Origin of the sequence: Flavobacterium sp. MDT1-60 (assembly GCF_014844035.1) — a bacterium.
Lineage (GTDB): Bacteria > Bacteroidota > Bacteroidia > Flavobacteriales > Flavobacteriaceae > Flavobacterium.
Genome location: NZ_CP062159.1, coordinates 2,398,275 through 2,414,513 on the forward strand (window position 1 = coordinate 2,398,275; position 16,239 = coordinate 2,414,513).

Annotated in this window: 14 protein-coding genes; all 14 read left to right on the forward strand. The window is 33.0% G+C overall.

Annotated elements, in window-relative coordinates:
- Nucleotides 1-3: 3 nt before the first annotated feature.
- The 14 genes from IHE43_RS10430 to IHE43_RS10495 all read left to right on the forward strand — a co-directional run bounded on the left by IHE43_RS10430 (nucleotide 4) and on the right by IHE43_RS10495 (nucleotide 16,207).
- Nucleotides 4-927, forward strand: a complete 924-nt coding sequence (locus IHE43_RS10430; RefSeq protein WP_192187878.1) for an NAD(P)H-binding protein — start codon at nucleotides 4-6, stop codon at nucleotides 925-927.
- A gap of 669 nt (nucleotides 928-1,596) precedes the next feature.
- Nucleotides 1,597-1,788: a cold-shock protein gene (locus IHE43_RS10435; RefSeq protein WP_056194237.1), complete on the forward strand. Its 192-nt coding sequence runs from the start codon at nucleotides 1,597-1,599 to the stop codon at nucleotides 1,786-1,788.
- 172 nt (nucleotides 1,789-1,960) lie between these two features.
- Complete coding sequence (locus tag IHE43_RS10440; RefSeq protein WP_192187879.1) at nucleotides 1,961-2,551, forward strand: TetR/AcrR family transcriptional regulator; 591 nt, start codon at nucleotides 1,961-1,963, stop codon at nucleotides 2,549-2,551.
- A 102-nt stretch (nucleotides 2,552-2,653) separates the two neighbouring features.
- Nucleotides 2,654-3,421 carry an SDR family oxidoreductase gene (locus IHE43_RS10445; RefSeq protein WP_192187880.1) on the forward strand — a complete coding sequence of 256 codons (768 nt, stop codon included), beginning with the start codon at nucleotides 2,654-2,656 and terminating at the stop codon, nucleotides 3,419-3,421.
- Between the two features lie 23 nt (nucleotides 3,422-3,444).
- Nucleotides 3,445-4,446 (forward strand): NADP-dependent oxidoreductase, encoded by a 1,002-nt coding sequence (locus IHE43_RS10450; protein WP_192187881.1) that lies wholly within the window; start codon nucleotides 3,445-3,447, stop codon nucleotides 4,444-4,446.
- 556 nt (nucleotides 4,447-5,002) lie between these two features.
- Entirely contained in the window at nucleotides 5,003-5,524 is a 522-nt protein-coding gene (locus IHE43_RS10455) for an RNA polymerase sigma factor (protein WP_192188196.1), read from the forward strand.
- A gap of 268 nt (nucleotides 5,525-5,792) precedes the next feature.
- On the forward strand, nucleotides 5,793-6,644 hold the full coding sequence (locus IHE43_RS10460; protein WP_192187882.1) for a FecR family protein: 852 nt from the start codon (nucleotides 5,793-5,795) through the stop codon (nucleotides 6,642-6,644).
- Nucleotides 6,645-6,745: 101 nt separating this feature from the next.
- A complete protein-coding gene (locus tag IHE43_RS10465; protein WP_192187883.1) occupies nucleotides 6,746-9,358 on the forward strand; it encodes a TonB-dependent receptor in 2,613 nt (870 codons plus the stop codon).
- Nucleotides 9,358-10,206, forward strand: a complete 849-nt coding sequence (locus IHE43_RS10470) for a DUF4249 domain-containing protein (protein ID WP_225585459.1) — start codon at nucleotides 9,358-9,360, stop codon at nucleotides 10,204-10,206. The genes IHE43_RS10465 and IHE43_RS10470 overlap by 1 nt, the downstream gene beginning before the upstream one ends.
- Nucleotides 10,207-10,451: 245 nt before the next feature.
- On the forward strand, nucleotides 10,452-11,273 hold the full coding sequence (locus IHE43_RS10475) for a phospholipase A (protein WP_192187884.1): 822 nt from the start codon (nucleotides 10,452-10,454) through the stop codon (nucleotides 11,271-11,273).
- 116 nt (nucleotides 11,274-11,389) lie between these two features.
- Nucleotides 11,390-12,493, forward strand: coding sequence for an acyl-CoA desaturase (locus tag IHE43_RS10480; RefSeq protein WP_192187885.1), 1,104 nt, complete (start codon nucleotides 11,390-11,392; stop codon nucleotides 12,491-12,493).
- A gap of 269 nt (nucleotides 12,494-12,762) precedes the next feature.
- Complete coding sequence (locus IHE43_RS10485; RefSeq protein WP_192187886.1) at nucleotides 12,763-13,464, forward strand: outer membrane beta-barrel protein; 702 nt, start codon at nucleotides 12,763-12,765, stop codon at nucleotides 13,462-13,464.
- A 14-nt stretch (nucleotides 13,465-13,478) separates the two neighbouring features.
- On the forward strand, nucleotides 13,479-14,210 hold the full coding sequence (locus IHE43_RS10490) for an outer membrane beta-barrel protein (RefSeq protein ID WP_192187887.1): 732 nt from the start codon (nucleotides 13,479-13,481) through the stop codon (nucleotides 14,208-14,210).
- 32 nt (nucleotides 14,211-14,242) lie between these two features.
- Entirely contained in the window at nucleotides 14,243-16,207 is a 1,965-nt protein-coding gene (locus tag IHE43_RS10495; RefSeq protein WP_192187888.1) for a T9SS type A sorting domain-containing protein, read from the forward strand.
- Nucleotides 16,208-16,239: the final 32 nt, after the last annotated feature.

Consider the following 16,239-nt stretch of genomic DNA (forward strand, 5'->3'; position numbering starts at 1 on the left):
AAAATGCATATTAAAAAAGTTATAGTTGCTGGTGCAACAGGAATGCTGGGAAGCCAGATCGTAAAAGAATTACTTGAGCAGGGTGCAGAAGTTACTGCTATGGTCAGGGCAAGCAGCAATAGAAGTGCGCTTACCAAAATGGGTGTCAAAAATTTTGTGGTGGGAGATATGATGGATGCGCCTTCTCTAAGACAGGCCCTTTCCGCTAAGCATTGTTTTGATGCCATAGTCGCCAGTGCAGCAGGATACACACGCCGAAAAAAAGGCGATAACGCAACAACCGATACAATTGGGTATCGGAATCTGGTGGATGCTACCAAAGAGGCGGGCATTCCGCGTTTTATATTGATTTCCATTCTCGAATCTGACAAAGCCAAATCGGTACCGCACTTTTATAATAAATACCTGATCGAGAAATACCTGACAGAAAAAAAGCAGCCTTTTATTACCCTTAGGCCGGGTGCGTTTCTGGATCAGACACCTGATTTTATAATCGATAAAATTAAGAAAGGAATATTACCAACATTCCTGACCGGAACTTACGGAATTATTTATACGCCGCAATTAGCCAAATATACTGCCATGGCAGCGGTATATTTACCTGATACAGAGTTAAATACCTCTATAGATATAGGCTGGGAGAAACCCGTTAACGAAGACATATTGAGAGCGGCGTTTGCAAGTGTCCTTAAAAAGAACATTCAGACTAAGCCCGTTATCCCGTCATTTGCACTGAAATACATTTTACCGATCATCGCAAAGTTTAATGACAACATTCATGATATGTATCAAATGATCAAGTGGATTGATACTGGCGTGTATATTAGTAGAAGTCCACAAAGACAAAAAGAACTTTTTGGAGAATTGCCAACTGTTGAAGAAAGTGTAAGGCAATATTGCCTTGATCGGGGGCTGATCCAGGGTTAGATATTTGCTTTCCTTTTACTATCGGTTTATTTAAAATAATAAAAATGGAAAACCCGCCAGATACAGTTATGTAAATGACGGGCCGTCCATAAACATAATCTTCCATTTTATGTTTACTTAAAATCTTTGTTAATGCATTACTTTTAATGTATTATATTATGTTATAACTTTTAGCATATAAAGATTCTTTATTGAATTTTTGAAAAGGCGGTTGTAATATACTTAAATTATTGCCAAAAATAGTGTTCTAATAGTACCAGAAGTGATTTAGAGTAAATAAGTTTCAACTTGCAACATTCAAAGGTGAATTTTAATCAAGTGATATTTTTATATTCTTTGATGCTGATAATTATAATTTCCATCCTTAATTTTCATCGGAAAATTAAAAAATATAAATTATTGATGAATATGTAAAGAAAATTATATAGAAAGATAAGTTGTATTCTCTTGATTATGAATCTGTTTTTATTATTGTATTCAATGTTTTTGGCATATTAGTCGTATATAAAAAAGGTTTCAGAACATCTATTTTCAATATATTAATGGGCATATTTTTATTATAGTTAAAAAAGAATACGATCATACGTAAAAATATTTGAATATAAGTTATTCTTTTTCAGTGTTATAATGTTAAAAGTCTTACATTTGTAGATAATAAATAATTATAATATGCAAGAAGGTACAGTAAAATTCTTTAATGAAGAAAAAGGTTTTGGGTTTATAACACCAAAGAATGGCGGAAGTGAAATCTTTGTTCACGTTTCGGGTCTATCAGAAAATATTCGTGAGAACGATGAAGTACGTTACGACGTGGCAGAAGGAAAAAAAGGTCCTAATGCAGTAAATGTAGTTGTGGCTTAACATTCTACAAGAAAGAATATAAGAAGCCGTCTCAAATTTTGTTTTGAGACGGCTTTTTGTTTTATATCACTTACCAAAACATTAAATTGAGAAAAAAATTAAATTATTTTTAAATTTTCATGTTGTTAAAATATACTTTTTAGTATATTTGCAATCTAATCTAGAAACTAAAATGCTCACAAAAGCAGAAAAAACAAAACAATTTATACTTGAAACTGCAGTACCTCTTTATAATGAAAAAGGTATTTCTGGGGTAAATATCGATGATGTATTGGAGGCGACAAAGCTTACAAAAGGATGCCTTTATGGTCATTTTGAAGGTAAAGATGATTTGTCTGAACAAGTTATTGATTTGGCGCTTAAAATGGTTTCGGATAAAATCAGGGCAGAAGTTTACAAAGGAAAAACGATTAAAGGTAAAATATTTGCCTTTTTAGATTTTTATAAAAATCCTTTTGAAACATATGTTTCTGGTGGATGTCCGATATTTAATACTGCCGTGCAAGTGGATGATAATTATCCTATTATAAAGGAAAAAGTAGCAAAGGTATTAAGAATCGGTCAGCAAGAGTTGACTGCTTTACTTCAGGAAGGAATTAATAATGGTGAATTTTCTAAGACTCTCGATCCTGTAGTTTTTGCTTTTAAATTGGTAGCTTCAGTTGAAGGAGGCATTGTAATGTGTAGAGTGATGGATACAGCAAAGCCTATGCAAGGCCTTATTAAAAGTTTAAAAACGGAATTAGAACAATATAGAATATAACTTTTTTTTTGCGGTAAAATATACTTTTTAGTATATTTTAAAATAAACTAAAAAGTCTAAAAAGAACTTAAAAAGTAAAACAATTTTTTAAATAAAACAGCAATGAATATAAAAGGTAAAACGATATTAATTACCGGAGGTGGTTCTGGTATTGGTTTAGAATCGGCGCGACAATTTTTAGCTGAAGGAGCAAATGTAATTATCACCGGTAGAAATCAGGCCAAATTAGATGAAGCTAAAAAAATGTTTCCATCATTAACGGTTATAAAAAGTGATGTTGAAAATCCCGAAGATTCAAAAGCACTTTTTGAGAAAGTGGTTTCTTTAGGCGGAATTGATATTTTGTACAATAATGCAGGCGTTGGAAGCCCGATGCTTAATCTCGGAATTGCAAATGAACAAATTCTGAAGAATGCGATTTATGAAATGAATATCAATTATTTTGGTGTTATCAGACTGAATACTCTTTTTATAGATATGCTAAAATCAAGAACAGAAAGTGCCATAATAAATACTACATCTATTTTGAGTTTGGTACCAGCTTTAGAAGAACCAACTTATTCGGCAACAAAAACAGCTTTAAGTTTTTATACGAGAACACTTAGAAAGAATTTAGAGATACTGGGCAGCAATGTAAAAGTGTTTGAACTGCTTCCGCCTGTTGTAGCAACAGAGATGACGGCTCAAAGAAATGACAAAAAAATGACTCCAGAGCAATTGGTAAAAGCACTTATTTCAGGAATCAAAAAAGATCAATTTACGATTCGGGTGGGAGATGCAAAATTATTATATTTTGTAAGCAGGTTTTTCCCAAAATTAGCTTTCAATTTGGTAAATCCTAAAAAAATATATGCGAGCTTAAAGCAATAATGAGAACTTTAAAAAGATATAAAATGAAAGCATTCACAATTAAGAAATATAGTAAAAATGGAGGTTTGCAGTTTGCAGAAATGCCTCAGCCAGAAGTAAAAGACAATGATGTTCTGGTTGAGGTTCATGCCGCTGGCGTAAATCTTTTAGACTCAAAAATAAAAACGGGAGAATTTAAACTCATTTTACCGTATAAGCTTCCATTAATTTTAGGACATGATGTGGCCGGAGTAATTACGAAGGTTGGAAAAAATGTAAAAAAGTTTAAAGTTGGTGATGAAGTTTATGCCCGACCGGCAGATCATCGAATAGGTACATTTGCCGAATTTATTTCAATAGATGAAGGAGATGTAGCACTTAAACCCGGAAATATTTCGATGGAAGAAGCGGCCTCTATTCCCCTGGTAGCATTAACGGCCTGGCAGGTTTTGGTTGAAAGGGCACAAATCCAAAAAGGGCAAAAAGTATTCATTCAGGCAGGTTCAGGAGGAGTGGGAACAATTGCAATTCAGTTAGCCAAACATTTGGGTGCGACAGTTGCTACAACTGCAAGTGCCAAAAGTTTTGATTTACTTAATGAACTTGGTGCAGATCTTATTATTGATTATAAGAATAGCGATTTCGAAAACAGGTTGAGTAATTATGACGTTGTATTAAATAGTCAGGATCAAAAAACGCTTGAAAAATCATTGAAAATACTAAAATCCGGGGGAAAACTTATTTCGATTTCAGGGCCACCAACACCAGATTTTGCTAAAGAAATTAAAGCACCATGGTTTGTAAAAATAATTCTTTCTCTAATAAGTTCCGGGATTCGTAAAAAAGCAAAAAATAAAAATGTTGACTATTCTTTTTTATTTATGAAAGCGGATGGACAACAATTAAGCAGCATTACAACACTTATTGAAGCTGGAATAATTAAACCGGTTCTGGATAAAATCTTTTCTTTCGAAAAAACAAATGAAGCTTTATCGTATGTAGAAAGTGGACGTGCCAAGGGAAAAGTTGTTATTAAAATAAAATAAATATTCTTTTTTTTTAGAAGATTAATCACCATTTTCAATTTAAAATGAGCATCTAATTTACAAATAGTTATAAATGATTTTTTTTGATTTCATTCATTGTGGCCCTATGCGTAATTTAAATGAAAATCAATTATGATTTAAATTCGGGAATTGGATTTAACTGATTTAAACCAAAAACCGAATGCTTGTTTTGAATTGGAAGTGTGTGATTAAAAGTTCGAATTCATTCCCTGTATATTCACATCAAAACCCTTATTTTGAGAGGGTTTTTTTATGCCAAAATTATTTTTATGTGTTAACTCCGTTGAAAGAATACCCCCAATTTCTAATCGGGTGAGAGAAGGTTCTAATCCGCTGTGCTCAGGCCAAAATTGAACTGTGTGAACAAAGTTAATATTAAGATTACAAATTTTTAAAATTATATTTTTTCAGTTAGATAATATTAGCATAAAAATTTCAGTTCTTTGCAGTCAAAGTTTATTAAGGCAATCTTCAGCTATCGCTTACAGTACAATATTATTCTGAGCATTGAGTTATGGCTAATGACTATATTAGGATGGACAATAAAAAGTTTATATTAAGTTTAAAAAAAGGTAACGAAGCTTCTTTCAGGGAAGCTTACCTGAATTACTATGATAAACTAATAAACATTGCCAGACGCTTTAATTTTACAGTTCTTACTCCGCAGGATTTTGTTCAGGAAACTTTTTTAAGATTATACAATAAAAGAGAATTACTTAATGAAGATGTTTTATTTGATAAACAATTGTTTACAATATGCAAGAACATCATTATCAACCACGTTAATCGCGAAAATAAAATAATTCAACTTGATCCTTTACAATTCGAAATGGAAGAAGAGGATTCTGATACAGGAATTTTTGAAGAAAGAAAAGAAAAATTACATACTTTCATAAATCTGCTTCCTGAGCAGCAGCAAAAAATATTTACTTTACATAAACTGGAAAACCTTAGCTATAAGGAGATTGCAGCAATGACAGATCTTTCTGAAAAGACCATTGCCAATCATATTTATCTCGCCAGTAAATTTATTCGAAAAAAAGTCGAAGACCATTAGGAACTTTTATGTTCTCGTTTGTTATAGATATAAACAGAACATAAAAATGCATATTGAGACGTATAAAACAAATGTTAGAACTAAGAAAGACGCAAGCTTAATTGTGGTTCACTTACAGTTCATTATTTCCGATTGTATTATATATTTTGACTTCAAAAATCGTCAAAGAATTCTAAGAATCGAAACCAACAGGGAAATTAAAGAAATGGTTTATGGTGTTTTTAATAAGCAGGGATTTTATTGTCAGAAACTTTAACGCTCCAAAGTCATGGATGAGAAAAAAATAGAAGAAGAATTAAAAAAAATCTGGGATGAAACTCCCATTTCACATACAGATGATGTGAAAGAGGCTTCGTGGGATGATTTTCATTTTAAAGCCTTTCCTCCAAAGAAACAGAAACAGAAATTTGGAGTTTGGCGTTATGTGGCAGCGGCGGCAGTTTTAATTTTTGTACTTATTGGAACCGGGATTTATTTTAATAGAGGTCCGGTAGTGCAAAATATTGAACTTGCTTCAAATGTAATTGAAAATACGACTTCAAAAATAAAAACGGTTTTCTTACCGGATAGTTCGAAGGTAGAATTAAGTCCGAATTCCAAAATTAGGTATGCTAACAATTTTGAGACTAACAGAAAAATTGAAATTGAAGGGGAAGGTTATTTTAAAGTAAAAAAAGATAAAAACCATCCTTTTCAGGTTTTTTGCGATGAAACTACAACTACCGTTTTAGGAACTTCTTTTACAGTAAAAAGTAATGAACAAAGTGAAGTAAGTGTATCACTTTATGAAGGAAGCGTTCAGATGAGCATAGAAAATCAGGATAAAAAATGGATTTTGGTACCAGGTGAGACCTTTACTTATGGAAAAAACAATACAGCCTTAGTATCCGAATTTAACAGGTTTACTGATTTTGATAACGCAAAGTTAATTGATGTTAGTGCCTATATTAAGGAGAATTATGGTTATAAAATGACGCTTCCGCAGGAATATTGTAACCAGAAAATTACAGTCCGAATCAATAAAAAAGAAGATTTAAAAATAATTGTGCAATTAATATCAGAAATGTATAACCTAAACTTTGAAATAAATGAAGAATTAAAAGAAGTTACTTTTCAATAGAAAAGAAAAGGATGCACTAGCCGCGAAACTAAACATCCTTCCTCATCGTCAGGATAGTATAAAACTATCCCATTTAATAATATTCAAAAATACGAAATTTCATGAAGCATATAATTTCAGCATGCTTTTTTTTATTCAGTTGGAGTGTGTTTTCTCAAAATATAACGATAACTGTTGATAATACTGTAACGCTAAAAGAATTATTTAAACAAATTGAGAATCAGACGGATTTTAAATTCGCCTTTACAGACCAGATCGATACCAGTCAAAAGTATTTTACCAAAAAAAAGACTTATAACCGTATCGAAATAAAAGAACTTGTTAGCGAACTAAACAAAAGCATTCCATTTCAGTTTTCAATCGTAGGCAGTAATATTTTTGTTAGACAAAAATCTACAAAAGCGTCTAAAAGAAAAATTAAACTGATGGGTCAGGTTTTTGATGACAGCAGGCAGCCTGTTATTGGTGCTAATATTTTCATAAAAGAACTTTCTACCAGCGCATCCACAAATAGTGAGGGAAAGTTTTCTATTGAGCTAAATAAAGGCAACTATACTGTGCAGATTAGTTATGTTGGTCTGAAAGACAAGGAAACACAAATTACGGTTTCTGATGATGCAAGAATAAATTTCACTATGGACGCAGACAGTCAGGAATTAGAGCAGGTTATCATAACAAATTCTAAAGCGGTTGATGTAAGAAATACTCAAATGAGCGTCAATAAGCTTACAATGGAAGAAATCAAAAGGATTCCTTCTGCAATGGGCGAGCCGGATCCTTTAAAATCAATATTAACATTGCCGGGAGTTACAAATGCCGGAGAGCTTTCTTCTGGTTTTAATGTCCGAGGAGGTGCAGCTGATCAGAATTTGACTCTTTTAGATGGTGCTCCAGTTTATGGAGACTCTCATATGTTTGGTTTTTTTTCGATTTTTAATGCCGATGTAGTCAGTGGACTGGATTTATATAAAGGAGGAATTCCCTCTAAATTTGGAGGAAGAGTTTCTTCCGTTCTCGATGTAAGCCAGCAAATTGGTGATTTTGAAAATTACAAAGTAAATGGCGGAATCGGTTTAATATCAAGCCGTTTGTTAGTACAGGGACCTATCAAAAAAGAAAAAGGTTCATTTCTTATTGCAGGGAGAACATCATATGCGCATTTATTTTTGAAATTGGCCGATAATAAAAATTCGGCAATGTTTTATGATATTAATGCTAAATTGAATTATCGGCTGAATGCCAATAATACACTTGCTTTTTCAGGATATTTGGGCAATGATGTTTTTGATATTAATGATCGTTTTGCCAGTACCTACGGAAATACTATGGGAATTTTAAGCTGGAAACATAAATTTTCTGATGCGATAAATACGAATTTATCAGTTTTCTACAGTGATTATAAATTTAACCTTGGTATTAATACAGAGAATTTTGAGTGGGACAATGTCATAAAAAGTTATGGTCTTACTTATAAATGGCACCACTCTTTATCTGAAAAACTTAAACTTAATTATGGACTTGATGGCCAATATTATGATTTTAATCCTGGAACCGTACAGCCTACCAGTTCAGATTCACAGTTTAATTACAAACAGCTTGATAAAAAATATGCCTTCGAATCTTCTGTTTATCTTGATTTTGAACATCAGATTACAGAGAAGCTGAATCTTCGTTACGGACTTCGTTACAGTATGTTTTACCGTTTAGGAGGTGAGAATATTAATACTTACGAAAATGATGAAGCCGTAGTATATAATCCGTTATATAATATTTATCAGGAAGGAACTCCTACAGGAAGCATATCTTATAAAAGTGGAGAAACGATAAGTAAATTTGATAATTTAGAGCCGCGTGCTGCATTATCATATGCTTTTAATGGAAATGCTTCAGTAAAACTTAGTTACAACAGAATGGCACAATATATTCATATTTTATCGAATACACAGTCTCCATTACCAATGAATATTTGGACTCCAAGCGGACCTTTTACAAAACCGCAGCTTCTTGATCAATATGCTGCGGGATATTTTAAGAATTTTAATGATGATCGTTATTCCTTTGAGGGAGAACTTTTTTATAAGAATATCAAAAATCGTATTGATTATATAGATGGAGCAGATATATTGGCTAATAATGATATAGAACAGGTTATTCTAAACGGTAAAGCCAGATCGTATGGTATGGAATTATTATTCAGAAAAAATACAGGTAATTTTACAGGATGGGTTTCTTATACCTTGTCAAGGGCAGAACAAAAAACTCCTGGCAGAACCGCCGAAGAACCTGGAATAGCAAATGGTAATTGGTATTTATCAGGATACGATAAGTTGCATAATTTAAATATTGTAGGGAGTTATCAATACAATCCAAAATGGTCTTTTAATGCTAATTTTTCATTGCAGTCTGGTCAGCCGGTAACTTATGCAAATGGATATTATGAATTTGGAGGAATCAATATACCGAATTTTTCACTTAGAAATGAAAACAGGCTGCCACTTTACCATCATTTAGATCTGGCCGCGACTTATACACCTAAACCAGATAAAAAGAAAGGATGGCAGAGCTATTGGGTGTTTAGCATTTATAATATCTACAACAGAAAAAATGCAGCTTCTATGACATTTGCAACAAATGACGATACGGGAGTGAATGAGACCAGAAGACTGTCTATTTTTGGAATAGTTCCTGGTATTTCTTATAATTTTAAATTTTAATGAATATGCAAAGGCTTGAAAAATATAATTTTAAAAATAAAGCACTGACTTTAGTAAGTTTTCTTTTTGTGCTGTTTTTTTCATCTTGTGAGGATACGGTAACTCTTGATTTAGAAACTGGTGAAACAAAAATAGTTGTAGATGCAGAAATTATTTGGCAAAAAGGAACAACTGGCAATGAGCAAACCATAAAAATTAGTAAAACGGCTCCCTATTATAATAATACTACACCAAAAGTTTCCGGAGCACAAGTAAGAATTGAAAATAAAAATGGTGATATTTTTACTTTTAATGAAACGGGACCTGGCCTATATGTATGTACTAATTTTGTTCCGGTTATCAATATGGATTATACACTTTATGTAACTGCAGAGGGACAAAGTTTTACAGCTGTTGAAAAGCTGACTTCTGTGACACCAATTGATAAAGTAGAACAAAATATTGTTCCTGATTTTGGAGGAGAAGATATAATCGAACTTACGTTTTATTATAAAGATCCGGCTGATGAGGTTAATTATTATCTTACAGATTATAAAAGTGGATTTCTTCTTTTTCCTGAATATGAGTTGACAAATGACGAATTATTTAATGGAAATCAAATTAGCACGAGATTCTCAGACGAAGATAAAATGAAACCGGGAAGTATTGTTGAGATTACGCATCGGGGAGTTTCTAAGAACTTTTATAACTATATGAATTTACTTTTAGAGGTATACGGAGGAAGTCCGTTTTCTATTCCTCCGGGAAATATCAGAGGAAATATTGTAAATACAAGCGACTCTAATAATTTTGCCTTCGGTTATTTCAGGCTTTGCGAAGCTGATAAAGTTTCTTATGTGGTAAAATAAAAAAAATTAATTGAAGGTTGATTTGTAATTACATCTGGCATATAAATAATGTATGTCAGATGTATTTTTTTTATGAAAATATTTAACTGTGGAGTCAAATTTTTCCAGGTTTTGTTATAGGAAACGAACAATTGCTAAGATTAATTTTATTGAGTTAACTCTTATTTTATTGAGTTAATATGATTTCTAATAATAACGTACATTAGTTTAAAAGCAAAAAAGAAGCTACAATTTAAACTATAATAATGTACTTAAAATACCTATTCCTTTGTTTGATTCTCTTTTCATTCCAGGCAAATTCACAAATTTTAGAACCTAAGAAAAACTTCCGGGCCGCAGATTCACTTTTGAAGGAACCTAGTTTTTCTGTTCACAAAGACAATTATTTTCTAACAGGCGTTCCGCTTGATGAGCCCGTTGATCGGAACTCTGCTGATGTAAAATATCAGGTGAGTTTTAAACTCCGATTAAAATCAAAACCATTATGGGGTGGTTTCTTTCCTTATTTAATGTATACACAAAAAGCTTTTTGGGACATTTATGCAAACTCAAAACCATTTGCCGAAATTAATTTTAATCCCGGAATTGCCGTTGTTCGTCCGTTTTATTTAAAAGGGGGAAGGCTGACGTATGGCACAATCTCTTTAGAACACGAATCAAACGGCAAGGATTCTATTTATTCAAGAACCTGGAATATGCTTGCTTTCTCATTAAAATCAAAGATTTCTCCGAGATGGATTGTCGGATTAAGAGGATGGATTCCACTTGTTGATAAGGAAGATAATCCTGAACTTACTAAATATGTAGGTTATGGCGAAGCAAGTGCAACTTATCAGATACAACCGGGTAGATGGAGTGCCGATATTCTTATCAGGAAGGGAAGCGGCCTTATCAATTATGGCTCTTTGCAGACACAGGTAAACTGGAAACCGTACAAAAAAGAAAATTACTACCTCACACTTCAATGGTTTATAGGTTATACTGAAAGTTTGATTGATTATCAGGAGCACAAAAGTATGATACGGGTTGGATTTACGATTAAACCTGAAAATATGGGAATTTTCTAATTTTTTTAATGTTTAAAGTAAAGTGTTTTTTCTTTTTAAAATTGTAATTATTTGATATGTTGTGTTTTAACTTTTTTTATTAAATTTGTTGTAAGAATTTCTAGCCAATAATCATTATGGAAAAATTAATTCGCCCGGTTTACTTAAAACCAGGTACTGATGATTTTTTTAAAAAGATTCGAAAGGAAGTAAATGAAACGGTTTTAAAAAAAACATCTCTGTATCGGTTTAATGTAATTAAGTCTTTAGGACTAGTAGTACTTTTCTTTTTGTTTTATTCTTGTATTTTGCTGTTCGGAAACAGCACACCTTTATTATTTCTCTTTTATATTTTGTGCGGTATAACCATGATCGTACTTTTTATTAATGCATTTCATGATGCTGCTCACGGTGCATTGTTCAAAAAATCGAAACACAACGAATGGTTTATGTATGTTTTGGAGCTTTTTGGGGGCAATCACTGGCTCTGGGCGCGTCGTCATATCAATCTTCATCATGCTTATCCAAATGTTCAGGATTGGGATGTTGATATCAAACAAAGTAATATCATAAGGATTTTTCCTAATAGTCCTTTATTTAATTATCATAAATACCAACATATTTACATGTGGCTTATCTATCCGCTTTATAGTCTAAATTGGATTTATATCAGAGATTTTAAAGATTTTTTTGGGAAGAAAAACAACTATGTAAAAAAAGTAGTTGACAAAATTCCAACCATAGAAATTTATAAAATGTTTGCCGCTAAAATAATTAATTTGGCGTACCTGCTTTTTATTCCAATGTTCCTGTTAAACCAGCCTTGGTATTTGGTTTTATATGCCTGGCTCGCTATGCATATGTGTGGTAGTGCACTTGGCGTTGTTGCACTTGTATCTACACATGTTGATGAAGATGCGCACTTTCCGGGTACAGACGAAGAAGGCAATCTTTCGGCAACATGGGCAACGCATCAAATGATTGTAACTAAAGATTTCAGTACTGATAGTAAATTGGCTAATTTTTTATACGGAGGCTTTACACATCATGTGGCACATCATCTTTTTCCGGGAGTTGGTCATACCTATTATCCTTATATTACACCAATTATAAGACGCTATGCTGCAGAATATGATCTCCCTTATACTTCTTATCCTTTTTACCATGCCGTACGCTCACACTTTAGAATGCTTAAGCAGAAAGGTGTACAGGAGAATATTTTGATGACGGGGGAGATATAAGTATATTTTTATAAAAGTTTCGATTAAATCCACTCTGTTTAGAGCGGATTTTTTATTTCCAAAGTAGTTTACCCGTTTTTCAAGTTTATTTTAATCGATCTACCCTGAATCAAAATATTTGATTACAAATTAAGATCATTTTTGTCAATTCCTTCGTTTTCTTTCCTGTTTTTAAGAATGTATAATTCGTCCTGTTTTTTTGATTTTAATCGATTTTTATCCAACAGTTATTTGGATATTAATACATATATTCGCAAAAATTTTTGTGGATGAAAGTAATATTACACTTATTAATATTTAGCTGCTTTTTTAACGTTGCACTTCATGGTCAAAATGAGACCAATATTACCTACGGTTTAAAGTTGGGAGGACTATCTTCTAAAATTAGTAATTTGCCGGAAAGCATTAAAGGCCGCGATAACACTTTTGATAATAGTGTAATGGAAAGCAAAGGTACTTACGGATTAGAAGGCGGATTTTTCATGAACTGTAAACTTTATGATACTCGTGTGGCTATTCAACCCGAAATTTTGTTCCGACAATCGGGCGAAACTGTAAACTACCATGATACCACAGGAAAAGAATTTGAGTTAGGCTTACATTATTCCTATTTGCAACTTGGGGCTTTGTATAAAGTTTATCCTTATGAAGGCTTAAATTTAGGGTTTGGGGCATTCTACGGAATCAGTTTATCAGCTAATAATGTTACTTATAAATCCAATGAAGCTGATGGAATGTACGACGTTGCCACCAGACAGTTTTATATAGATGGTCTGGAGGGAAAAGACGACTTTGCTTTATGCTTTGCAGTTGGGTATGAATTACACCAGAGTATTCACTTCGATTTACGCTATTATTTAGGCGTAAAAGATGTGGTTAAAAGTAATTCTTCTTCCTTTCAGTTTATCGAAAACCAAAACAAAAGCAGTGTTATTTGTTTTTCGTTAGGCTATAGTTTTCATCAATGGTAATTTCAATAAAAAACATGAAAAAAATTATTTTACTTCTTTTATTAGTAAGTACAAAATCGCTATTCGCGCAAGGTGACAGAGAGATTACATATGGCCTTTTTGGTGGTGGAATTTATTCTAAAATGTCAAATCTACCAGACGTGATAGTTCCAAAAGGGATTTATGAAGGTTATACATTAAAGGAAGAAGGCAAATTTGGAGGTACGGCTGGTCTGGTAATCAACTGGAAATATCCGTATGCCAAAGTAAGTATACAGACTGAAATTTCCTATTCAGGTCAAGGTACTGATTTGAATTATGAAGACAATAAAGGGCTTAAATATAAAATGACTTTTGGTTATAGCTATATCAATGTGGGTGCACAATTTAAGTATTATCCGGTTGAAGGATTTTATATTGGAGCTGGCCCGTATGTGGGTTTCAATATCGCTAGTGATAATATCAAATATACCTCTAATGCGCAGGAAGTTTTTGGGAATTCCGGAACCTACTTTGAACCGGATACCAATGTGCAAAAAGTGCTAAAAGAATCCCTGACAGGCAAAAATTACTTTTATGGAATGTTAGCCGCCGGATATGAATTCAATTCCAATTTAAGCATAGGAGCACGCTATACTTTAGGGCTTACAGATGCTTTGGCCACTGAAGAAAACGGTCACCGTTACAGCGAGAATAAAAACAAAATCAATAGTATTTCATTGATTATCGGTTATTCTTTTGACTTTGATGACTTAGCCAATTTCTAATAGTTGCCCATCCTTTAAAAAACATAGAAATTATGTGTAGAAAGATTTTTATAATAGCTTTTTTGGGAATTTTCATGGCAGGTAATTCCGTTTATTCTCAAAAGAAAATCTTACCGGGATTAGTAGAAGAACCACAATTTTGGATAAAATCCAGAAATAGTGATGACGCATATTATTGGGAAAGCCTGACAAAAAAAGAAGCCAAAATATCAGGAAAAAAACACAACGGTGCAGTTTTTAATTTCAATCCAAGTATTGTTTTTGATACGACACAGGATTCTTTGATTTTGCCATTGGGATCAGAAAGTAAAAGAAAGCAGACTTTGTTTATGGTTTACAAAGTAAAAGATAGTTTGAAAGAACAATTTTTATGGACTATAAATGATCCTCAAAAAATACTTTCGGTAGCAACGAATAAACGATTGGTCGATTTAAAAAAATACTCCTATCAAACGTATCAGGAAAAAATCAAACCGCATAAAGCCAACATTCATTTTTTTCAGCAAAACGTAACAGATAGTGTTGCGAAGTTATCTTCTTTGACTATCGGACAAAAATCAAAATTTGAAAAGCTTCCGCCAGAAGAATTTAAAGGAAATATAAGTGAAATACTGGTTTATAACAGAGTTTTATCCGGTGTTGAATCTCAAAAAGTTGCCAGTTATTTAGCGATAAAATATGGTGTTTCACTTTCGCAGTTTGATATTAAAAATTATTTAAATAGCCAGGGACAAACCATTTGGGATATAAACCAACATAAGGGATTCGAAAATTCGATTACCGGAATTGGCCGTGATGATAACAGCGGATTATTACAACCCAAAAGTAGTAATATGATCGAAGAAGGACTTTTGACGATTGGAGTAAAAAGTAAATCAAATACAATTCCGGACAACTATTTTACTTTTTGGAGTGACAATGGAAAAAATCTTCTGGTCAAAAAACACGAACAAGGAGAACCAATTGGTATTGCAAGAGAATGGCAGTTAGATTTTAGCAATCCAGCTGATCTAAGTCTGGATTGGAGTTTTAATCCAAACTTTATTAAAAGTGCTTTGCCAAAAGATACCTATTACTGGTTATTGGTAGATTACTCGGGTAAGGGAACATATGACGAAAAAGATTCAGAATACATCCGTTTAGCAAAGACATCCAGTAAAGAGAAATTGGTTTTGACTGATTTTAACTGGGACAAACAAAAATCTGGCAAAGCGAAATTTACGATCAAAGTAGCACCGGCAATGTTTAGCAGAGTCTGGATTACCGAAGCGACTTGTGGGGTAGCCGGATCTGGTGAATTAAATTATACGATAGAAGGTGGTGAAGCTCCATTTACCGTTACTGTAAAAAAAGAAGGCAGCGAAGCTATTGTAAAACAATGGAATCAGGCTGCAAAAAGTACTTCCGGACTGAAACTTTCATCAGGAACTTATGATTATGTCGTAAGGGATGGAAAAGGAAATTTGTATGCTGAAACTGTGTTTGTTGCAGATAAACAAGGAACATTTCCGAATTTGAAATCAGATTATAAACTGACCGATGGAAATGCTCTGACACTTGATGCAAGCGCCGGTCTGCCAGCAGGAAATTACGAATATCAATGGTATTATGAAGGTGATTTTTTAGATAATAACCCTAAAATATTGGTGGATCAGCCAGGTAACTACGAATTAAGACTACTGAATGATCAGGAATGTAAAACGGCTTCTAAAATTGCAATTACAAGCGATGGAAAAGAGATAACTGATGCAAGTATTTTGATTTTATATCCGAACCCAACAATTGATGGTCACTTTTCTATAGCAATGCAATTTCCAACAAAGACAAATGCAACAATTAGCATCTATTCACCAAGCGGAGCACTTATAAAGCAGAAACAATTTACACAAATAGAAACCTATTTGCATGATGAGGTTATAGAAAGCGCTGCCGGTCTGTATCTGGTTACGGTGAAATCTGATTTTGGAACAAAAACTTTTAAAGTCATTGTAAAGTAATTTAAGCTCTTCTCAGAATACGAAGTGGATAT